The organism is Roseovarius sp. MMSF_3281 (assembly GCF_030733685.1).
Classification (GTDB): domain Bacteria; phylum Pseudomonadota; class Alphaproteobacteria; order Rhodobacterales; family Rhodobacteraceae; genus Roseovarius.
The window spans coordinates 382,501-405,391 of the sequence record NZ_JASHIM010000001.1 but is presented as its reverse complement, the minus strand read 5'-3'; the positions used below and the strand labels follow the sequence as shown (position 1 = coordinate 405,391).

The window sequence follows — 22,891 nt, the reverse complement described above, 5'->3', positions numbered from 1 at the left end:
CATTCGCATCCAGCCCGCGCTGTTGTGACGGTTTCAAACGACGATCACGTGTTCATGACAGGATCGGGCAGGATGACGTTGTCGGGGCTGAGATCCGATAGATCGCCAATCCCTTCGAACCGGGCCATCACCTCGACCGAGGCATCGTCGGCGCCATTGGTTTCGGTCCGGACAAGTGCCGCATCCTCGCCGTCGCCTGCAAGGAAGAAGACGGTGTCGCCCTCTGCCTCGCCCGTCAGACCTTCGAAGGCCGTTTCCAATGTCGAGGCTTCGGTATCGTCCAGGGCCGTGGTGAAAATCACGAAACCTGTATCCGCGTTGAGAGCACCGCCTTCGGCCAGGGTCTGCAATGCGTCGCCGTCGCCCCGCATGTCCACCGTACCGGTGATCGCCATGACATCGCTTTGGAAGGTGGTGCCGGTGGTGAACCCGGTGACCGTATCGGTGCCATTGGTGGCCTGATCGGCGTTGAACACCACGACATTTCGCCCCGACGCGGACACATCAAGCGCGTCGTCGCCGCCACGGCCCTGAAGGATCGAGTCGATGCTGCCGGATGTCAGGGTGTCGGCGCCGGACGTCCCGATTTGCAGTTCAGTCTGCCCGCCTTGGTTGTCATCCTCGAAGTTGAGGGTGATCGGCCCCGCGCCTTGGTCCGTCACGTCGAATTCATACAACAGGTCACCCTCGTTACGCGCTTCGGTGAGCGTGCCGCCGCTGAAGATAACGCTGCCGGAACCAGCGTCGGTGTCGTTGACGATGAAGAGGTCAAGCTCGTTGCTCTGGCTGCCAGATACAAAATTGGCGCTTGCCGGATCGAATGTCATCGTTGATTGAACGCCATCCGTTGCAACAAGACCTTCATTGGCGACGACACTTACCGACAAGGTCGATCCGTCTTCAACCGCGCTATACGCGCTGAAAACGGAGGGCAGGTAGGCCTCTACCTCGGTCGATGCCTCCGCTGCCGCACGACCGGCAGCATTGCTGGCATTGGCCGTAACGTTCACGGTTTCGCCGGCGTCGAGTTCATCGAGCGTGGCCTGTGGCACCGTCAACGCCCATGTGCCATCGGCCTGAACCTGTGCTGTCGCGTTCAATATCTCACCGTCCGGGTCGGTGCCCACGATTGTCACATCGCGTCCGGCTTCGACCCCCAAAGCGGTGCCCGTGATCTCCGGCGTGCCGAGATCGGAAAGGTCAACCGCGCCGTCCACGCCGATCGGGTCGATCGCGACGATGGGGCGGAAATCGGTACTGATGGTGAAGGTGGCAGGCATGGAAGTGTTGCCCGCGCCATCGGTGACAGTCGCACTCAGGTCGAAATCGGTTTCATCGGCAAGGTTGAGCGCCGTGATATCCGAGTCGTCCAAAGTCAGGGTCCAAGTTCCATCTTCTTGTACCGGTGCCGTGAAATCCGTGCCGTCAAGGGTGACCGTGACGTCGCTTCCACTGGTTTCCTCGCTGGCGGTGCCCGAGATGATCATCCCGCCGGACAATTCATCGAGGGTAAGCGTGTCTCCGGTCGAGACCGATGCAATGGCCACGGTGGGCGCGGAATAATCTGTTTCAAGCGAGGCTTCGTCAGAGCCTGTATTGCCTGCTGCGTCCTCTCCTGCCGCGGTGATCTGGATTGTTTCACCGTCGGTCACGGCTTGCAGGGTGGCCGAGGGTATATCAACCGACCAGTCGGAGCCGGTTACCGTGGCGGTGGCCACTTGCGTGCCGTTGACGGTGACAGTCACGCTATCGGTCCCGTCCGCCGTACCGTTGACCGTAAGGTCCGAACCGCTTTCCGCGATGTTGATTGTTCCGTCGGCGTCAATTGGTTCGGTAATCATAATGCTTGGCGCGGTTGTATCTACATCGACACTGCGCGTGGCTTCGGCTGCGGGGTTGCCTGCGGCATCGGAAAGGTTCGCCGTGATATCGAGGCTTGTCCCGTCCTGTCCGTCCACAAGTTGTTGAGTTTGCTCAGCGGTCAGTTCCACAGACCAAGTGCCGTCGGCGCCGACCTCGGCCATTTGTGCCGTGAGCCCGGGAAGGCCGATTTCCACCATTTGACCTTGTTCGGCATCTGTCGAGGTGCCGGAGATGGTAAGGGCCTGTTCACTGTCGGCGATGTTGATGATGTCATCGTCGGAAATCGTATCGATGCCGACGGTGGGCAAGGTGAAATCGGCAGTGATCTCGGAACTGGCATTCGCCGGGATGCCGTCAGCGTCGCTGACGGCGGCGGTCACCTCGATCGCGCTGCCTTCGGGAAGGGCGGCGGCATCTGCCTGTGGCAGGGTCGCTTCCCAGCTGCCGTCGGCCTCGGTCTGAACATCGGCCAGCGCCGAGCCATTGACCGTAACGCTGACGGTCTGGCCTGCGCCGACGTTGTTCGTGACACCTGAAATCGTGACATCGGCGCCGGACTCGTCGCTGTTGATCACATCATCCCCGGCGATGGTACCAATGGCGATGGACGGCCCGCTGAAGTCGGCGTCAATCGTGGTGGTTGCCGGTGTCGGCGCCGGGTTGCCAGCAGCATCGTCGACCGTTGCGCTGACTTCGACGCCTTCGACCACTTCATCTTCGCCCGCTGAATCCTGCAAGGCCTGCAAAGCCGATTGCGGGACGGTCACCTCCCATGTGTAAAGGCCCCCGGGCAAACCGTTACTGACAACCTCACCGGCGAAGTCCTCGCCGTTGAAGGTCAGGGTCACGGCCTGACCGACCGAGGCCGAGGTCGTGCCGGTGACTGTCAATCCATCGGCATCGTTCACATCAAGCAGGCCGACTTGGTCATCGTCGGAAATCGTGTCGATGGTAATCTCCGGACCGGAAAGGTCGGTTGTGAAGCTGTCGGTGGTCTGCGCCGGATTGCCCGATGCATCTTCAACCTCGGCTTCGACCTCAATGCTCTGACCGTCAAAGTCATAGCCGCCCGCGCCGGGTGGGTTGCCACCGGTAAGATCGTCGGCGGAAACATCGACGCTCCATTCCCCGCCGCTGACCACGGCGGTTTTGACATGTTCTTCGCCGCTTTCCTTGCTGATGGTAACCGTAACCTCTTGCCCGTCCTCGGCGTCGGTTGTGCCGCTGATCGTAATGCCTTCGTTCATTTCAGCAATGTTGAGAACACCATCTTCGCCAACGCCCGTGTCGCTGATCGCGATGGCGGGCGGGACGGTGTCAATAAGCAATTCTTGATCATCCGATCCGGTTTCTTCGCCATCTTCGTCAAAGCTTGTTACGTTGACCGTGACGTTGCCTTCGGGAAAGCCGCCATCTGGTTCGGGCAGAACCCAGTTGCCGTCGGCGTCGGGCGTCACCGTCGTGGTCGTCTCGCCACCCTCCGAATCAGTCACCGTGACTTCGATGCTTGAGGTGCCTTCGGGCAATTCCAGGCCGGTGTTTTCATTGCTGAGCCCGCCGTTGGCCGAAAGAACCGCGGCATTGATGGTGGGCGTCTCAGCCCCGCCACCGCCGCTGCCACCGCCGTCACTGGCTATGGCAGCCGTTGCCGCCGCTGCCGCACCGGCCCCGACTATCGCACCGGCACCGAGGCCCGCGCCGCCCGCGCCAGCGGCCATCACCTCGGCGGCGATTTCAGCCACACGCGCACTGACCATAACCTGACCGTTCGCGGCGATCTGAATATCTTGCGCAGGAACGGCGATGGTTGTGCCATTGGCCATTTGCATTTGGGCGGTGCCATCCGCCATCATTTCGACGTTTTGGACGCCTTGGATATCCGAAGCACTGACAAAACCTTCACGCACTTGCGCGACGGCCAAAGCCGGCAGCGTCAAAACTGCGCCGAGAAAACCGGCGCTTACCGTTTTACCTGCTTTGAGGCGGCGCGCGATCCAGTCTCGGACATAAGCGTTGCGATCAGCCTCGGTTTCGACTTTGGATTTATTGGGATTGTTGGAAAAAATGTCGTTTTGCACAGCGGCCTCATATATTTGGTCACGAACGATAAAGATTAAGCAGCACTGTGCCCGGGTTGGCGATGTCGATGCAAGAAAAAAAGTGGATCACTCAACGGACTACGGCATCACATACTCGGATGTCGCGAGGGGCGATAATTCGCATGGCCGGGTATCTGTGCGGCCTTCACAAATCGCTGCAAGTGACACGTGAAAAGCGGTGGTCCGGAACGCGGCGCGCGTTGTCCGACGCGCTTGGGCGCAGGTCAGACGGCGTTAAATGAACCCAGATCGCCAAGCACGACCACGTCGATATCTAGGGGGGTGCCTACATGGTCATGCGTGATATTCACTCCATGGCTGTAGGTCACGTTGTCGACCGAGACCATGTCCAACGGTTGCTCAGGGTCCAAAAGGACATAGGCCCCGGGGGCCGCGTTTTCGGTTTCAAGGCCAACCGCGGCGCGCAGGGTGTCAAGCGCGTCATCAACCTTGATCCCGCCCGAGAAATCGACATCCGCCGCGATCAGGTCTTGTGGGGTGGCCGGACCAAAACTTGGGGTCAACCCAACCGAGAGCCGCAGGATATCGAGCGCATCTGTGACATTCGGTTGGATATTGCTATTGGCATCTTGGGCCATCGTAAGGCGGCCCGTTTCCCCTTCCGGAAGTACCAGGGAAAAAGCTCCGGTCTGGTCAGTCGAAATCACATGTTCGGCGCCATCGGTCAGGCTGAAGCGCAACTCGGTTTCACCGATGGGTGTACCTGTGACAGAGGCCAGTTGCCCGTTGATCGTTTCCCCGTCGAGGGGTGTTTGCAAATCCACGGTGATGTCGGAGAACGCAAGATATTCAACTTCGCTTACCGTGTTGGTTCCATCGCTCTCAGGGCCGGAACGCTGATCGGCAACGGTGGTCGTTCCGTCAGGATTGTCGGTAATCGTGTAATTCGTGCGCAGGCCGGTGAAAACAGCGCGATCCAACCCGCCACCTCCCACCAAGATGTTGTCTCCGCGCCCGATGTAGAAATGATTGTCCAGTGCGTTACCGATGATCGTGTTATCGACCGCGCCCAGCATTTCGATATCACGCGCGCCATCCGACAGGGTGACGTTCCCTGAGGTCAGGATGCGTGAACCATTCAGAAGGTCCAGTTTGACGTTGTCACCGGACAGATCGACGATGACATCCAACGCGCCTTCGCCTTGGCCTAGCGTCACGCGCACCGACGGATCGCTATCAACGCCAAGGCTGTACCCTCCCGCTGCCCAGGTCGAGGTGGCTGAACCTCCCGCAGACACCGAAAAATCGCCCATCCCTTCGCCCAGCGAATAAGCCTCGTTTGCATCGCCATCCTCAAAGACCACCCCGGTCAGGAAAACGCGACTGCCGGACAACCCAAGCTTGTGGGTTAGCATTGACGAATCCCAGCCGGTTTCGAATTCGCCTCTTTCCTGGGAGATGCCCGTTTCGCGGAAATAGGCCGTGAACAGGTTTTCACGGTGCCCGGAACTTTCATAAAGCATATCGTGATGCTGTGTGACCGCGGCCTGAAAATCGATCGTGCCGGTGGTGCGCAAAAGCGCGACATTCTCGCCCCAGCCAGAGGGGCTTTCGAAGGGATAGCCTGCGGCACTCATACGGTCGCCCGGGGTGCTGCCGCCGGCCCCGGTATGCGAAAAGGTATTTGTATCAAGCATCCATTGGCTGTGCACGGTGGCGGCCTGTTGAATCTGGGCATTGGCCGCCAAAGGTTGCACTGGCGTATCATCGATGGTCCCCGGGGCCAGACCTTCGTTCAAGGGAATGCCCTGACGCTCGGCCTCGCCCGCGGGATCAAGCCGGGCCGCGTTCACGAGTTCCAGGAAAAGTTGTTCGTTCTGGGTAAGCATGGTGCGGCCCCGGCATCAAATGGCAATAGCGTCGGAAGACTATTGGCGAACTGCGGCGATCTTTGGGTAAATCAGGGGGCTCTTGTTGGCAATTCCCCTGCGCCGAGGGCGTGGCCGGTGCCCCGTTGCCAGATCAAAACGCCCCCCGGGCTGGACCAGAAATGGGGGGCGTCAGAGGTTTCAAATCGCGATCTCCTAAGCTTCAGGCTGTGCGGTGATATCGCCGAGGAGGATGCCGGTCATTTCGAGGTTGAGGCCATCCGCGATGTCGCCGCTGTCGGTTCCGGTTTCATAATTGACCGCGGTGCTGTCGATGCCGGAAAGATCCTGGTCTTTCTCAAGGAAGACCCATTTCGGGGCGCTTTCGGTGTCTAGGCCGACGGCAAAGCGCAGGACCTCCAGCGCATCGGTCACGTTGACCGCGCCGTTCTGGGTCACATCCGCCGCGATGAAGTTCTCGGCGCTGGCCGGTCCGAACGAGGGTTCGAGATTCACGGCAAGGCGCAGGACGTTCAAGGCGTCCTGCACGTTGATCTCGGCGTCGCCGGCCTCGAAGTCGCGCACCGCGTTCACGCGCCCGGCCTCGGCATTCGACCCGAGCCGGATTTCATAGGCGCCGGCCGTGCCGCCGGTCTGGCCAAGGATCGGCGCGCCGCCGGCCGAGAAGTTGACAACGGCCCCCTCCAGCGCCCCGCCGTCCATGTCCTCAAGGCCGACATTGATGGTGACCCGGGTCTCGCCTTGCTCCAGAACGCCCGCCGATCCGGCGTTGTCCTCGGTCGGTGCGCTGTCCTGCGACGAGGACTCGATGAACTCCTCGTCATCGGTCAGCAGGAAGTCGAGCACGGCATTCTCGTAGGCGAGGGTGCCGGGCTCCAGCCCCGAATTGCTGACCGCGTCGCGCGCCGCGTCGACATCGGCCGGGTCGAAGTCGCCGATATCGGGGATATCCGCCGGCGCCGCCGCATCGTAGAACCCGGCCAGGGATTCGCCCGTGTCGTAGGTGAACAGGCTTTCGGCCTCGCTATCGACGCGCCAGTCGTCGCGATAGCCGCCGTAAAGGTCGTCATAGGCCAGTGGCCGTTCCAGGACCGTGCCGTCGGCGCGCGCGATGTCGTCATCGGGGTTACCATTGCCGTCGCCCAGAAGGCCCTCGACCTGGCCGGCCATGTCTTCGCTGATCTGGATGCCGATATCCATACGGCCGTCGCGGACGATCGCGCTCAGGCGGGCATCGCCCTCGCCGACGGTGCCATCGGCCCCGGCAAAGACCACGGTGTAGGTGTCGCCGTCGCGGAAAATGCTGTCATTGCCAATTTTAAGCGTGCCCCCATCCGCAAGGGTCTGGGTGATGCCGTCGATCGACAGGGGCTCGGCATCGGTTGAATCGAGCATCAGCGCCGACCCGTCGCTCAGGCGCGCGGCCACTGCCACGTTGGCCGAAACCCCCGGCACGGTGCCGCCCTGCGAGTCGATCACGGGCCCCATGCGGGACTGGATCTCGAAGGATTCGAAGGCGCCGCCGGCGATCCCGTTCAGCAGGACGAACTCACCGATCGCGTGGAAGTCATAGCCAACCCCGTCAAGCGTAAGAAGGTGCGGGTCACCCACCGTCCAGGCGATCGGCGTGACCGGCGGGGGCGGGGGCGCCGGCGAAAGCGACGCAACCTCGGAGTCCGTCAGGTTGCCGAAGGTCAGCGTGTTGCCGTTGCCAAAATCAACAACAGCCCCGCCGCCACTCACCGCCGTTGCATCCGCCAGTGCCAGATCCCGCGCTTCCTCGGTCACACCGTCGATCACGACATCAAAACTGTCCGTCCCAATCTCGAAATCCTCGATGATGGTGCTGCCGGCGCCGATGACAAAGGCGTCTTCGCCTGCGCCACCTTCAAGGGTGTCTTCGCCGCCACCGCCAATAAGCGTATCGTTGCCGCCACCGCCCTGCAGGAGGTTGTTGGCGCCGTCACCGGCAATACGGTCATCATTGTCAGAGCCGCGGAACCACTCAAAGTTGCTGATCTGGTCGACGATATCCGGTTCGCCGCGATTGGTAACCGTGCCTTCCACCGCGTCAATATCGACACCGCCCCAATAATCGATGCTGTCGTATCTCAAGCGGTCGAAGCCACCGCCACCGTCGAGCGTGTCACTGCCGTCATTATCGCGCCAGGATTCATCTGCGTCAGATCCTTTGAACCAGTCGTTGCCGAAGGTGCCGTAAACCTCCCAAAGGTCGAGGCTGCCATTGATTGTCTCGGTGTTTCCGAAACCGTCATTGATGATCTGCCCGCTGCTGAGACTTAGATCAACCTTGATGCCTTGATCGAAGATTTCGCGGAAATCCAGCCGGACGGAGCCTTCGCCATTGAGCGTATAGCTGTCCGTCCCGAACCCGGAGACCACCGACATCCATTGTTCCGCTCCGAGGGTGAGGTCAAAGCTGTCGTCGCCAAAGGTTCCGCGCAGGCCCAGCCCACCGATGGTCCACCCCGCGTCAAGAGGTGTTGCAACACCAACGAGTGTATCGGTCCCCATCGCGCCCTTGTTCACCGTGCCGGTATTGGCAACACCGTTCAGTGTGACGCTGACCGGCTCGGGCAGGCCAATATAATTCAGGTTGACGAAATCATCCTTGGATCCCGAAAAATCAATCGTGTCATTTCCCTGCGAGCCTGCGACCATATCGTAGCCGCTGATGCCATCGCCCGCGCCGACGAGGTTCAATTCGTCGTTCCCGCGCCCCCCAGTGAGGGAGTCGTCCCCGTTCGAGCCAATCAGGGTATCGTCCCCATCGGAGCCATCGGCGCTCAGGCTTGCGGACATGTTATCATCTTCAAGCTTGATGTAGTCATTGCCGTACGAGCCGCGGAAGCTCTCGAAGTTCATGAACGTATCGGTGAAGGTTCCGCCGCCCGACAGGGTACCGGTTGCTTCGCCGGTATCGCCGTTGATGTTCACCGATTGAACGACGTCACGGTCATAACGCAGGCTGTCATATGAACTGCTGCCGCCATCCAGATTGTCGTTGCCGCCAAAGTCGCGATAGGTTTCGCTGTGGCCGCTTCCGACGAAGGTATCGTCATGGCTCGACCCTTGAATTTGCGACACCTGATTGAAGCCGCCGATGGATTCGGTGTTCCCAAAGCCATCATTCACGATTTGGCTGGTCATTTGGGACAGGTCTATATCAATGCCTTGTATGGCATCGCGGAAATCCAACCGGACATAGCCAAAACCGTTCAGAAGGAAGCTATCGGTGCCGTCCCCGCCACGAAGACTGAGCCATTGCTCGCCATAGTACGCCACGTTCTGGGACGTCTCGAGCGTGATGTCGAAGCTGTCGTCACCGCTTGTCCCGTAAATGCCCAGGCCTCCGCCCCGCGCCCCTGCGTCAAGCGGGCTGACAATGCCGCGTAAAATATCACTACCCATTCCGCCCTTGTCGACGGTGCCTGTATTCGTGCCGCCGTCGATGACGACGTCGACCCCGGCGGCGCCGACCGAACCATAATCAAGCGCAACATAGCCAAGTTTGATGCCCGTGGTATCAATGGTATCGCTGCCCGCCGAGGCGACGACGCTGTCATATCCCGTCGCGCCGCCTTCATTGTCACCGGTTTTGATCAGATCGTCACCGGCGGTACCATTAAGCGTATCGTTGCCATTGGTGCCCATGATCTCGTTGAGACCGCCGTTCACTTGCACATGGATCTCGCTGTCAGCGGACACCCCGTAAAAGGACAGGGACCCGAATTCCCCGAAATCAACCACCATGCCCTCGGGGGTGTTAACCGGGTCAACGCCTTCAAGGGCGGCAAAATCCACCCCAGGAAGATCAATGACAAGCGTATCTTGGAGAACGTCGAAGTCGGTGATCGTATCATCACCGCCGCGGTAAACAAATACGTCCTGTCCGCCGTATGGGCCGGACCCGTCGCCGTCAAAGCGGTTGTTCTCGCCGGCTTTCCCCGCCAGCCGGTCATGACCGTTCGAGCCGCGCAGCCACTCGACCCCGGAGATCGTGTCGGTGACGGTTTCAAAACTGCTGGCAAAATTACTGTGGCCGAAACCGCCGGTGGCGGTCACCCCTTCGGACGTGCCGCGTTCCAAGTCGGCGTCCACCGAAATGATCGCGTCGCGATCATAGCGCAGGCGATCAAAGCCTCCGCCCGCGTTGATTGTGTTGTTGCCGCCCGTGGACCGGAAGGATTCGCCGTTGGCAGACCCGGTGAACGTATCGTCGAACCGTGAGCCTTGCATTTCCCAAAGCGTGTTGTTGCCGGTGATCGTTTCGGAATTGCCAAAACCGTCGTTAACGATGCTCTTCGTCGCGAAATTGACGTTCGCACCTTCTTCCGCGTCGCGGAAATCGAACCGCAGCAGGCCCGGGCCGTTGACATTAAAGCTGTCGACACCGTCGCCGGCTTGCACGTTCAGCCATTGTTCGTCGCCAATGGTGAAGTCGAAGCTGTCATTGCCTTGGGTGCCGATCAGGCTCAACCCTCCAACCGTCCAGCCGGCATTGAGCGGGTTTTCAACGCCAATGAGTGTATCGGTCCCCAAACTGCCTTTCTCGACCTCGCCAACATTTGCGGCCCCGTCAATATCCGCGCTGATCGCCTGGCCGGTGCCATTCAAGGCAGAGTAATCGAGTTCAACAAATCCGGTATCGACTCCGGATAGATCAATATCGTCATCACCTTCGGAGGCCGCAACGTAGTCGTACCCGAAACTGCCACCATCGTTATCGCCGGTGAAGATAAAATCATCCTCGTCAGTACCGATCAGGGTGTCATTGAATTCTTCGCCAAGGATCACGTTATCGGGCGAGGCGCTTACAGTTGTATTGGCAAGAGCGTCAAAGCGGATATCTGTATTGGGCCCCCAGGCACCTGTTGCATCGCTAACACCGGTGATCGACGCATCCAGCGCTTCGAACTCACTGACCGTCGTCGGGTAGGTTAAAGGGTCACCCGCAACCTGAAAGATAAGTTCCACGGAGGAACCGTCATTTTCGATAGCCTCGAAGGCCAAGATTGTGTGGTTCCCTGAGCCGCTGTTGGTTTCAATATTTCCAAAGACACTGACAACACCGTCGGGAATGGCCGCGGCGCCGCCGGGAATACCTGGGCCTTTTGCCAGGGGGTGCGCCTCGCCTGCCTCGATCTCCACTTCGGTCAAATCCCCGGACGATGCCGGATTGTCGATGGTATACGTGAAAGTTTCCTGACCTGCCGGAGTGACGATATCCAAAACGACAGGATCGACCGAGACGATCTGATCACTTGCATTGCGGGTGACTTGAAAGCCAGAGATCGAATATGTCGGCATGAAAATATCCTCGGTTATCTATGTGTCATGTGTTTATCGCGTACTATTGCCGAAGCGTAAGCCGAAAAGTTCGTTTGGATCAAGGATGAATGCCAATTGGATGCTGCATGTTCGGGGGCTCTTGCGTGGCTGGGGCCGACACCTATCTGCCCCGCGCCGATTGGCTCATTCAAGCAACCAGTCTTTCGACATGTTCGGGGCGTTACAGCCAAGGGCCGAGGCGCGCCGCCGGGGTTTGTGACATCGTGCTTCGTGTCTTGTGGCAAGTCCCTTGGCTATGGCGCTGGATACGGTAAAGCGGTCCTTGCGGTATGAACGCATTGGTCAAGGCTTTAATCCCTCCGCCACAGTGAGATCCCCGAACCAGCCGACCCTGAGAGCAGGACAAAAGCTGCCGAAGCTTCGATACAAGCTCTTCTGCCCTCTCTCGTTTGCCAGCCATCGCCGATCCTCCAAATTCCAGGACAAATACACCCCGGTTGATGAACCTCTTTCAGGGAGGTTATTCCAATCGAAGGACAGAGCAGAGCCTCAGAGGTTCAAACACGGCACAAAGCAATGCGCGCATTGATTGAGCGTTCTGCTGCATTGCACGAAATGCTTTGTCTTCCTGTAATTCCTCAGACGAAAACCAGGGCGCCGATCGGTTTATCTTCGAGCATCATCCTCCGAAGGGCCCGATAGATAGTGAGGTTATCCTCGATCTGGGATTCCGACAGGTCGGAGGCGAGCGTGGCACGCGCATCGTTGTTTCGTCCTGCCAGGCCATATACCAGCGCCAGGTTGCCACGTACATGCGGTGCTGCATTCGGGTCCCGCACCAGTTCTTGGAGAATGGCCGTTCCTTTCGCCATGTCACCGGAAATCGCGAGCGAGAGTGCATAGTTGCTGCGCAGAATGAAATTCGTCGGATAAACCGATAGCCCCTCACGATACACGGCCTGCGCGTCGGCATGCCGCGACATGGCATCCAGGGTGACGCCCTTGCCGGTCAAGGCGGGGATGCTGCGCCGGTCGATACGCAGCGCCTTGTTATATGTTTCCAGGGCTGCAGGATACTGGTTCTGGGCGAGTTTCACCCGGCCAAGGATTGTCAGGGCCTTCACGTTTTTCGGGGCAAGTTCATGGGCTCTTGAAAGAACGGATTCCGCGCGGCTGTTTTGCCCCATACGGCCATAGACATCCCCCGCGCCAAGTAACGCGGGCACCGAATCCGGTTGTTTGGCAAGTACCTTTTCGAACAATTGCGCAGCGGTTGTGTAATCACCTGCCTTGGCGGTTGCTTGAGCCAGCCGCAGATCCTCGGAATGAATGGTCTCTGGCCGAGGAGCCGATGGTTCCGGTGTCTTCAGGCTGCAGGCGGAAACGACCGATGCCATAAGTAACAAGAGTAGGGGGCGCATGAGAGCAGACAGGTGTTGCAAAAGAAGGTCTCCTGTTCGAAAGGTCGGCGAAAGAAAGGAACGGGCGGGCAGCGGATTTGTAAATTGTATCATCGTACGAGCATGACCCCCCCGCAACTTACGCCGTTCAATGTAAGGTCGGCTTCACCGATCCCGATGCCAAGCGCACTGAGCAACCTGTCGACCAAAACGTCGAGGGGGGATAACAAGGCATCGAGGATGGGATAGACCAGTGTTAGCAAAAGGTCGGTGATGGACCCAAGGCCGAGGCCCAGAACGGTAACGTCGATATGGGCGCCTTCCATGCCCGGATTGTCCTGTGGGGCAAGCAGGGTAGAGAGGGCCGTGGTCAGCAACGTCCCGGAACCGTAAGTTTTCGTTTCGCCGATTTCATCATATGTGAATTCAGTGCTTTCCGTGGGGGTGGCCCCGACCGAACTATATGCCTTGATGTCCACCCTCGCGATGGGGACGCCGAGGAGCCCGAGAACGTCCACGAGTTTAACGGGTTCAAAATCATTGGCGGTAAAATAGGTCGAGGTATCTTCGAAAGATTTCCCGACGAGATCACCGATATAAAGCTTGGCAACCTGGTTGCCGTGGCCGCCTGCCATCGCGTCGGAACCGGTGTCGAATACGGCCACCACATCCGAAGGATCAGGCGTGCCGCAGGCGTTGGCCCTGGTCAGCGTGGCAGTGGCACCGGCAATCTCAAGGTAAAGCGGTAAATCTACCGACGCGAGACCGACAAGATTCAGCGCCACGCGCAGTTTCAACCGCACTTGCGCGGTATGCAGCGTCGTGTCGCGCTCGCCGATGATGATCCAGCCCGATCCCACCGGACGTTCCCCGACGACGACCGAGGCCGAGGCCAGCCCGGGAATGCCGACACCGATGTCGATCAAGGCGTCTTCGTTGATAATGTCGACCGAGGCCACCAGCAGGTCGAGGGCGGTGACTTCGATGGTGGGCAGGACATCATCAAGCCACAAATCGGCATTGTCGCCATCGAGGGCAATGAGATCGGAGGCATTCAGAAGGGACGTGGCCCCGGAATTCAACACCGTGGTCAGCACATCCGTGCTGCCGGCGACCAACCCTGTATCCAGCAGCGCCCCGGCGATATCGGGGAGGTTGATGTTGCTATTGAGGATCTCCTCATAGCTCAGTGCGGTCAGGTCGGCACGGGTGGCCAGTGCATCGGTGAATGTCAGAAGGTCGATCGAGGTATCGGCAAGCGCCTCGTAGTCGACCAGGTCGAGCGATACCGGCGACCCGAGGGCCGTGCCCAGAAGGGCATTGAGAACGGCAGAGTCGGTGGTGTCGAGGGCCAGCAGGCGAGAGCCGAGCGTGAAAGAGGCCAGGTCAAGCCGGGCGGCGGTAGCCGTCGCGGAAAGGGTCGTGCTGCCCGTCGGCAGGAAGGTCGAGGCAAAGTAGAGCGGAGCGCTTTTCTGCAAGCTGGTTGTCGCGGCGTTCACATCCGCATCGCCAAGGTCGCGCGCCGTGATCCGTGCCTCGGGCGTTAATGTGCTGTCGCGATCATAGTGGGCATAGGACAGGTCGCCAAGGGCAGCGGCATCAAGGCCGTTTTCGGTGACCGTGCTCTCGGCTGCCGTCGCGGGCGCATCATCAAGGTTCATCACCGCCGTGACCGCCGCGAGATCGGCGCGCGTCTGCAACGTTTTTTGCTGGTAATAAAGAGCGCCTATATCCACCCCGATGGCCAGGAAACCTATCAGGACGACCAGTAGAAGCCCAACCAACACGGCGACCGCGCCGTTTTCATCGCGGCGGAAACGGATGAGGAACGGTCTAATACGCAAGATAGCTGCTCCGCGTGATCGACCCGATGTTCAGGCCAAGGAAACCGGATGCGATCTCGACAGCCGAACCGGCCAGATCGTATTCAAGGCTTACCTCGATTGCCGGGGGATCTTCGAACGGGGTAACCGTCGGGTCGATATTCCCCCCGCCGAGAAAGGAAAAACGCTCACCGGCGTTGTCGATAAAGGCCCTCGCGGTGGTCTCCCGGTCAGCCATGGTTATTTCCGTAACCGATGCGCGGGCGGCCTCGGCCGAAAGCTGCTGCAGGCTGTTGGCGATGGCGAAAAACTGGCCAAAACAGATGATGCCGAAGACGATGGACAGCAAAAGCGGCAGGATCAGTGCGAACTCGACAGCCGTGGCGCCGCTTTCATCATGAACGAATTCTCGGACGATACGCATGTTCAGAATGCTCCGTTCATGATGTTATCAAGGATATTGAGGGCGGCCGGGCCGATCAGGACGACGAACAAGGCGGGCATGATGAAGGCAATCAGCGGGATCGTCATCAGCGCGGGCACCCGCCCCGCCTTTTCCTCGATCTTGAGGAGCCGCGACGCGCGTTCCTCTTGCATCAGGGTGCGAAGCGCACCGGAGAACGGGGTGCCATAACGTTCGGCTTGCAAGAGGGCATTCACGAAAACGGATATTTCGGGCAATGGCAGGCGATCTTCAAGATTATGCCAGGCGATGGTCCGGTCCGGCAGAACGCCCAGTTCGATCACGAGATGTTGCATATCAAGTGCCAGCGGCGGGCAACTGACATTCATCTCCCGGCTGACGCGGGAGAGTGCGGCGCCGGGGGCGAGCCCGCCCTCGCTTGCGATGACCAGCAATTCCAGCATGTCCGGAAAATTGCGGCGGACACTTTCCAGGCGTTTGTTGCGACGATAGGCAAGGAAAAGGTCGGGCCCCTTCGATAGCGCCAGCGCCCCGCCGCAGATCCAGATCGTGCCTGTCATGGGGGTCAGGTTTCCGCCGATATAAAGCCAAAGCGCCGCCAGCCCCGCGCCGAGAAGTGGCAGGACAAGTTTCAGGAAGGCATGGATCAGGACCGCATCGCGGCTGCGGAACCCCGCGGCACGCAGGAGGGCGGCCGAGCTTTCCGCCTCGCCGCCTTTCACGACGGAAAAGCGTTCAGCGGTCAGTGCCGCGATCCGGTTCAGTGCATTTCCCAGATACGCGAAGGGTGCGGCCCCCGCCGGTTTCACCGGTCCGGTGTGCATTGCGCCGACACTACGGGCCAACCGCGCAAGCCGCGCCCGGTGATCGAGCCGTGACAAGATGTAAAGTTGTCCGACGATCATGATCGGGACAATCACGGCTACCAGCAAGAAAAGTGACGTTTCAGGCATCGATCTTTGACAGTCTGTACATGCTGAAAATACCGGCACCCAGGCTCAACAACCCAACCAGGGTGAGTGTCCGGCCTCGCGGGTCCTCGAACAATGGCAGCAAGTAGTTCGGGTTGATCACAAGAAGCGTTGCCGCGATGGCGAAGGGCAGGCCGGAAAGGATAACGGCGCTGATCCGGGTTTCCGCCGAAAGGGCCGCGGCCTTCTTGCGCAATTTATGCCGGTCGCGCAGCAGCGCAGCAAGGTTTTCCAGGGTTTCGACCAGGTTGCCACCGGTCTCGGCCTGAAGGCTGGTGGCAACCGCGATAAAGCGGACTTCGGGCGAGCCGATCCGCTCGGCCATGGAGGAAAGCGTTGAGTGTAACGTCATCCCTAGGCGCAGTTCTTCCCGGCACCGCTGGAATTCTTCACGTGCGATACCGGTTGAATGATGTGCGACCACGCCCACGGAGGCGGTGATCGTCTGGCCCGAGCGCAAGCCGCGGGCGAACATATCAAGGCATTCGGGCAGCGCGTCGTTGAAGACCCGCACGCGCCGCGCCCGGCGCATGTCCAGAAAGATGTTAAATAGGACCCAACCGGCAACCGGGCCGAGCAGCACGGCAAAGGGAAGCGGCAGGATACCGGCCAAGGCGATCCCGCCGGAAATGAACAAGGCGAACAAGGCAATCACGGTGCAGGCCGATCTGGCCGACATTGGCACCCCTGCGCCGATGAGCCGCCTTTCAAGCGTTCCGGAAAAGCCGGCGCGCGCATCGCGCAGGCCATCATTCTTCTGACCGGCCTGAAGGCGTTGTTGAACCACGTCTGTCGAAGCGTTCGGGTGATCGGCGCTATAGCGGGCAAGGCGGATGCGCCGGATGCGCCGGGCCCGATCCAGCAACTTCAGTAGTAACAGGCCAACACTCATGCAGATGGCAAACGTAAGGATAAACCCGATCAATTGAACCTTTGTCATGTCCCCCGCTCCAAAGTCGCGCGCAGGGTGCGTTCCAGGCCATGTTCGGCCGCCCGGTCAAGAAAACTCGGCATTATCCTGGTGGTTTCAAAAGCGCCGTTGACGGTATCGGAGGCCTGGCTCGCCTCATGGCGGAACCGGAAAAGTTCCTGCATGTTCACGACATTGCCGTCAAAACCGACGACCTCGGAAATCGAGACGACTCGGCGGACACCATCGCGCATCCGCGCGATCTGAACAATCAGGTGGATGGCGTTCTTGAGTTGGTTCCGAACGAATTCGGGCGACAGGTTGACGCCGGACATGGCGATCATGTTCTCCATTCGGGTGAGCGCCTCGCGCGGGTTGTTGGCGTGAAGCGTACTCATCGAGCCGTCATGTCCCGTGTTCATCGCCTGCAGAAGGTCCAATGCCTCGTCGCTGCGCACCTCGCCGATGATTATCCGGTCGGGCCGCATCCGCAGGGCGTTGCGAAACAATTGACGCATGACAACCTCGCCCGATCCCTCGATATTGGCGGGCCGCGTTTCAAGTCGCACCACATGCGGCTGTTGCAGGCGCAGTTCCGCGGCATCCTCGATCGTGACGATACGCTCGGAAACCGAGATTTCCCGTGAAATCGCGTTCAACAGGGTGGTTTTGCCGGATCCGGTCCCGCCCGAGATCAGAATGTTAAGCCGCATCCTGGTTGCGAGCCGCAAAAACTCGGCCATCCCGGACGACAGGCCCTTGCGGGCAACCAGGTCATCGAGCTTCAGGTCATCTTTCGGAAATTTCCGGATCGTCATCGTGGGGCCGTCGATGGCAAGCGGTGGAATGGTGACGTTGATCCGGCTGCCGTCGGACAGGCGCGCATCGACTAGCGGTGTCGTTTCATCCACCCGCCGCCCGGCCTCCGAAACGATGCGCGTCGCGATGTTGAGGACATGCTGGTCATCGCGAAAGCGGATATCGGTAAGTTCAAGCCGCCCGTTGCGTTCGACATACACCTGGTGCGGTCCGTTGACCATGATATCCGTTACACCTTCATCGGCAAGCAGTCGCTCCAACGGTCCGAAACCCAGCATATCGTCCACGACATGGCTGACGAGTTCGCTGGTTTCCGCGCCATTAAGGTCCAACCGTCGACTCCGGCTGACGCTCAGCACGGCCTCGCGGATGGTCGAGCGTTGCGCCTCGGCGGGTTGTTCGGCCAATGCGCGCAAATCCAGAAGGGCCATCGCCTCCGGCACGATCTGGTGGAAAAGCCCGGTGAGCCGGTTGGCGAATTCGGGCATATACACGGTCTGGGTGATAGTGTGCGCGCTGTCTGGCGGTGGCGGCAGCTCGGTACCGGCGGCGAGGGGGGCCAATTGCCTCATTAACGCGCGTTGCAGGTCGCGGGGCAGGGACTGCCCGGTTGAGTGTTCGTACCAGTCGATGGCGTTGCTGATGGCATGCAGGTCGGGCGAGGCCCCGGAATGCTCCGTTATCAAAAGGCGTTCGCGGATGGATGCACGGATATCGTCCAGTGAAGGGGCTTCCAGGTCGGGAGCTTGGGACATGGCTCAGCCTCCCTTGCGCTTGAAAAACGTCCGGCGGGCGGGCTTGGCGGGCACTCGTGGGGCCGAGACACTTTTTGCAAGCGCCGATACCTTGCGTGCGTATGCACTGCGCGGGGCGAGTTTCTGTAACGGTTGGCCTTTGACCGAGGCGCGGGCAAGGTCTGCCGCGCAATACGGCAGTTCGAATGTGATTGGGCAGTCCAGGACCGACGTGATTTCAGATGGTTTGAGACCGGCATCACGGCGGGTATGCGACAGAACCGGCCAGAGGCGCGGGGGCGTCTGGCGGGTTTTCAGAAGGTCGATCAGCCGTCCGCAGGCCCGCACGGAAGCGAACCCCGGAGACATCACGAAAACAACGTCGTCAACCTCGTTGAGAAGGGGGGAATTTCCCGTCATCAGGTTGCGCGGAAGGTCGACAACCGTGTTGGAACATTCGCGCCGGAGGTGCCGAAGCAATTCAGGCAGGCCCGCTTCGGAATGCGATATTTCCTTCGTTTCCGACGCCTCGGCGGAATAAACGCGCAGGCCACGAAGCGGCTCTGCCATGGTGGAGGTCAGGAAGGTGCTGTCGATCCGTTCCGGTGCGACAAGCGCATCAAGCAATCCCTGCGTTTGTTCGATATCCAAGTCGATCGCGACCGTGCCGAAACCGAGGTCGGCATCGAGCAGGGCGACATCCGCCAGGCGTGTTTCCGGGCTGTCGCGGTCTGTCTCTTTCATCAGGGCGACGGCAAGGTTGGAGGACAGCAGGCTTGCCCCGGTGCCGCCTGAAACACCGCAAACCGCGATGACCCTGCCGGTCCGGGCCGGTGGCTCCGGCGCAATGGTGGGCTGCTGTTGCGGCAGTCCGGGAAAGTCGGTCGTTTCCGCAAGCGGCAGCACAAGGTAGTCTCGGGCACCCGCCGCGATCAGGGCGCGATAGGTGGCGATATCGTCCTGTCGTCCGAGCAGGATCAACTCTACGCCGTCATTGGCGATCTCGTGGATTGCCTCAAGGCTGTTTGCCAATGGTTCTTCGCCCAGCTCGGCAATCACCAGATCGCCGAATTGCGTGATCCCCACCATGCGTGCGGCGGTTGCCAGGGTGCCTGAATGAATGGATGCTGCGAGATGTGTGCCGGATTTTTGAACGAGCTGGTCAACAGCGCTCTTGCCCTCTTCCGAGGAAACGAAGGCCTCCAGCTTTCTGTCGCTGGTCGGGGGCGCTGTTGTCAGCATGGGGCGATTCACGGTGCTGTCTCCTCTGGCTACGGCGCTGCCTGGCGATGGGCTATTCTGGCGGTGGCCCGGGGGCCAAGCACGTCGCCGGGTTGATGAACCATCGCGGAAAGGTTCGACGCATTGGCGCAGCCGAGTGCGTCGAGCCCGGGTCGGCAATCGGCATCTATTCCGCTTGGGCGGACCAGCCGCAGAATGCCGGTGCCGGTGGCTGGTTTCGGTCGCGCGCCGAAATTTTCCGTCATGTTGAAGGTCTTGCGCGAGGGAACCAAAGCGAGGGCTGCCCGCATTGTCCGCATGCGGCTGGAATCCACACGGGCCAGGCCACTGGATGGGATCGTGACGATAAGGGAGTCGCCCTCGCGCGGGGCGGACTCATGAAGGAACTTTGCAATCTTGCTACGTTCCGTGCCACTGAGCGAAGCGGCGTTCCGAGCAAAGCGGTACTCGTGCTGCGCCTCTACGTAGGTGGACGACAGCCGGTTCACAACACCAAGATCGGGTTCGGGCGTTTCACAGGCCGACAGTATGCCCGTCAAGAGGGCGAAAATCAGCGGTTTACGCAAGGAATGAATCGGGAACCTCATTGCAACAAGAACCCCGCTTTGCCGTTGATGCTGTTAACCGAGACAGCCCCATCCTTGCTAACCGGAACGCCCAGGCTGAGTTGTCCCATGATGTTACGTTGAATGCTGTTCGTGGTGGCGAAATCGTCGAGTGGTGTTCTCATGCTTTTCGGCGCTGTCGGCTCCACGATGTAGGGGGTTACGATGATGACCAACTCGGTCTCGCCTTTCTGGTATCTTGTCGATTTGAACAGGGCGCCCAGCACGGGCACATCGCCAAGGCCCGGCACTTTCTCGACGTCCTGTTGTGATGTGGCCTTGAATAGCCCGGCGATGGCAAAGCTCTGGCCACTGCCGACTTCAATGGTGGTCGAGGCGCTGCGTTCGAGGATTTTCGGCCGGTCCTCGGCGCCGCCCGAAAAATCAAGCTCTCGAATGCTGGTTCGCACATTCAGCTGGATCTGGTCCGCTCGCTGTACTTTCGGCAGAAACTCAAGCTCGACCCCGTAGGGTTCGAACTGAACGCTCTCACGACCGTCCTCATCGATAATCCGATATGGGAAACGCCCGCCGGCAAGGAAACTGGCCTTGTCGCCTGAGCGAGACGTCAGGTTGGGTTCGGAGAGGATCGAGGCCAACCCCTCTTCCTTGAGGGCTTCCAGCGTCACGCTGGCCTGAAAGCTGCCGTCTCTCAGGCTGGTGGCAAGCGCATATCCCCCGTTGATCCCGGCACCCCCGTTCAAGCCGTTACCGGAAAGGGTGCTCCATGTGACACCCAGCCCCTCGGCGATCGTGCGGGATACCTCGGCGATCTTCACCTGCAGGTTGATCTGTGCCGGTGTATCGAGAGACAGGCCATTGACAACAGTTACCGTGTCTCCGGCCAGCCTTTTGACTACGTCTTCCAGGCGTTGGGCATCGCCTATCGTCGTCACGTTGCCGTTCAGAACTACTGCGTTTCCGACCTGCGATACTGCATAACGGTTACCCCTTACGGCGGCTTTCGCGGCGCGTTGCAAAGCATCGATGTTCAGCGTGACCTCGATTGAACTGCTAAGCGTCACCTCTTCTCCCGCGCCGATGGCAAATAGCGTGGTTTCCCCCGTCGCCTTACCGTAAATGTAAAGAAGGCTCGGTGATTTCAGTTCGATGTCGGCGATAGAAGGGTCGGCAAGGAATACAGTTTCGACAGGCGCATCGAGCTTGACCAGTTTTCCTTCACCGGTGAACAGGTCGATCGCCCGCCCTTGGCTCGCAATCACGGTTTGGGCCGGGGCGGTGCCGGGGATTTGTAAAAGCACCGTCACGACCAGGAAAGCGAGGACAGTAGGGGAGGGTGGGCAAATTCGTTTTAAGAGATGGAGCAGCATTTTCAGTTTGACCTAATTGGTTGGAGTGACTGTCATGACGTTCGAAGCGTTTGACCCGGGGCCTCTCTCTCCTGTTGATCCGGTTGGGATCATGACGGTATCGCTTTTCACCGCTCCGCGTATGATGCGAACGCTTTTGCTCGCCGGGGCCGTGCCCGAGAGACTGTTGTCCGAAATTTGGCTTGAGAGGATCGGCTCGTCATCCGCGATGACCGGATGATCGCCGCCGTCGGCAGGGCTCAACACCAGGACAAGGTTGCCGGTCCGCATTGCAAGTGCGAGCACTTTTGCACCTTCCGGAGGAAGCTCCAGCGTCACCGTCTTGGGCGCCGATTCCGGTGTCTCGTGCGAGACTTCGGTGGTTTGATCCGTGGCGATCACGCGGACATTCTGCAGCACTGTACGGACCGCGCGGATGTTGTCCGGCACGTCGTAGGTTACCAGAATATCCAAGCGATCTCCGCGGGTTATCAGGCCGGCGACCGCCATTTCGGTGGTTACTGGCAGGGATATCGCGCGCATTCCGGGGGTCAGCAGGGCGGCCGTACCGCTGACCGACTTAACCGCGGGGCGCGATACCGGGGTCGGCTGCAGATCGGTGATCACAAATGGCGTTCCGGCAGGAATGGTACGATGTGCGATCCTGTCCGATAGCGCTTGGCGGTTCTCGGGGGTGTCCGAGACAAGGTCCCTTGTTCCCGGTGACTGGACCATCGTGATCTGAGTGATCTCATCCGGCGCGATCCGGGTTCCCGCCTCGATCGTATTGGTCGTGGACAGGATCGAGAGTGTTGCCGCGGCGGGGGGCGCTGCGGCTTGGGCCGTGATGTCGGGGCTTGGGCGAGCCTGTATCGCTGTTTCATCGCGATCCAAGCCGACCCAAGCTACCGCGGCAGCTCCGGCAAAGGACGTTGCAACAACCAAAAGGCCGCGTCCGGAAAGTCCAAGGCGTGAAAGCATGGCTTACACTCAGGAGCAGGCCGTTCCATTATTAAGTTCTTGGCATACAGTGTCGAAGCCGGTCACAACCTGATCTCCTAGCTGGCTTACGACCCCAACGATGGCAGCCGCGATCAGTGCCGCGAACAAGCCGTATTCGATTGCGGTTGCCCCCTCTTCATCGCGCTGGAAACGGATAAGCGCGGACTTGGCTTTGACATAAAGATTCAGCATTGGTGTCTCCTAAGGTTCTCTAAATCTGGCTCGCTCCATCTCACCGGATACGGTCTGTGTTGCGAACGACGCAGTTTTCTTTTCAAGGCACCGTGAAGAACTGAGGCTATCTAACTAATCCCGCTCATCACGCCGCTTCTAGCTGCACACATCAATTTGATCATGACAATATGGAGAGGGGGAAAAGGTTAAGATAAGACTACATTTTGACCATGTGAGAGCAAAAATCATCACCCGAATAAACTTAAGGTTATATTTGAAATAAACTTAGGTTTGTTTAGATATCTCCAAAAGAACATATTGGCTTTGAGGCATGAGGTGCGCGTTTTCATCT

The 22,891-nt window shown here is 59.6% G+C and carries 14 protein-coding genes; all 14 read right to left on the bottom strand.

Annotation, left to right across the window (positions count from 1 at the left end; genetic code table 11):
* Positions 1 to 44: 44 nt before the first annotated feature.
* Positions 45 to 3,941, bottom strand: a complete 3,897-nt coding sequence (locus tag RBB32_RS02215) for an Ig-like domain-containing protein (RefSeq protein ID WP_306151030.1) — start codon at positions 3,939 to 3,941, stop codon at positions 45 to 47.
* A 245-nt stretch (positions 3,942 to 4,186) separates the two neighbouring features.
* Positions 4,187 to 5,812 (bottom strand): CAP domain-containing protein, encoded by a 1,626-nt coding sequence (locus RBB32_RS02210; RefSeq protein ID WP_306151029.1) that lies wholly within the window; start codon positions 5,810 to 5,812, stop codon positions 4,187 to 4,189.
* A 195-nt stretch (positions 5,813 to 6,007) separates the two neighbouring features.
* The gene (locus tag RBB32_RS02205; protein WP_306151028.1) at positions 6,008 to 11,143 is read right to left on the bottom strand and encodes a VWD domain-containing protein; all 5,136 of its coding nucleotides are present in this window, start codon (positions 11,141 to 11,143) and stop codon (positions 6,008 to 6,010) included.
* 620 nt (positions 11,144 to 11,763) lie between these two features.
* Positions 11,764 to 12,546: a tetratricopeptide repeat protein gene (locus tag RBB32_RS02200; RefSeq protein ID WP_306151027.1), complete on the bottom strand. Its 783-nt coding sequence runs from the start codon at positions 12,544 to 12,546 to the stop codon at positions 11,764 to 11,766.
* An 89-nt stretch (positions 12,547 to 12,635) separates the two neighbouring features.
* Positions 12,636 to 14,369 carry a pilus assembly protein TadG-related protein gene (locus tag RBB32_RS02195; RefSeq protein ID WP_306151026.1) on the bottom strand — a complete coding sequence of 578 codons (1,734 nt, stop codon included), beginning with the start codon at positions 14,367 to 14,369 and terminating at the stop codon, positions 12,636 to 12,638.
* Positions 14,359 to 14,772 (bottom strand): TadE/TadG family type IV pilus assembly protein, encoded by a 414-nt coding sequence (locus tag RBB32_RS02190; RefSeq protein ID WP_306151025.1) that lies wholly within the window; start codon positions 14,770 to 14,772, stop codon positions 14,359 to 14,361. Before RBB32_RS02190 ends, RBB32_RS02195 begins: the two co-directional genes overlap by 11 nt.
* 2 nt (positions 14,773 to 14,774) lie before the next feature.
* Entirely contained in the window at positions 14,775 to 15,725 is a 951-nt protein-coding gene (locus RBB32_RS02185) for a type II secretion system F family protein (RefSeq protein WP_306151024.1), read from the bottom strand.
* The gene (locus RBB32_RS02180; protein WP_306151023.1) at positions 15,718 to 16,683 is read right to left on the bottom strand and encodes a type II secretion system F family protein; all 966 of its coding nucleotides are present in this window, start codon (positions 16,681 to 16,683) and stop codon (positions 15,718 to 15,720) included. The genes RBB32_RS02185 and RBB32_RS02180 overlap by 8 nt, the downstream gene beginning before the upstream one ends.
* Positions 16,680 to 18,227 (bottom strand): CpaF family protein, encoded by a 1,548-nt coding sequence (locus RBB32_RS02175; protein WP_306151022.1) that lies wholly within the window; start codon positions 18,225 to 18,227, stop codon positions 16,680 to 16,682. The genes RBB32_RS02180 and RBB32_RS02175 overlap by 4 nt, the downstream gene beginning before the upstream one ends.
* Before the next feature lie 3 nt (positions 18,228 to 18,230).
* Positions 18,231 to 19,460 (bottom strand): hypothetical protein, encoded by a 1,230-nt coding sequence (locus RBB32_RS02170; protein WP_306151021.1) that lies wholly within the window; start codon positions 19,458 to 19,460, stop codon positions 18,231 to 18,233.
* A gap of 17 nt (positions 19,461 to 19,477) precedes the next feature.
* The gene (locus tag RBB32_RS02165; protein WP_306151020.1) at positions 19,478 to 20,035 is read right to left on the bottom strand and encodes a hypothetical protein; all 558 of its coding nucleotides are present in this window, start codon (positions 20,033 to 20,035) and stop codon (positions 19,478 to 19,480) included.
* Complete coding sequence (locus tag RBB32_RS02160) at positions 20,032 to 21,276, bottom strand: type II and III secretion system protein family protein (RefSeq protein ID WP_306151019.1); 1,245 nt, start codon at positions 21,274 to 21,276, stop codon at positions 20,032 to 20,034. The genes RBB32_RS02165 and RBB32_RS02160 overlap by 4 nt, the downstream gene beginning before the upstream one ends.
* A gap of 120 nt (positions 21,277 to 21,396) precedes the next feature.
* Complete coding sequence (gene cpaB, locus RBB32_RS02155; RefSeq protein WP_306151018.1) at positions 21,397 to 22,344, bottom strand: Flp pilus assembly protein CpaB; 948 nt, start codon at positions 22,342 to 22,344, stop codon at positions 21,397 to 21,399.
* Positions 22,345 to 22,353: 9 nt separating this feature from the next.
* Positions 22,354 to 22,557 carry a Flp family type IVb pilin gene (locus tag RBB32_RS02150; RefSeq protein WP_306151017.1) on the bottom strand — a complete coding sequence of 68 codons (204 nt, stop codon included), beginning with the start codon at positions 22,555 to 22,557 and terminating at the stop codon, positions 22,354 to 22,356.
* Positions 22,558 to 22,891 lie beyond the last annotated feature (334 nt).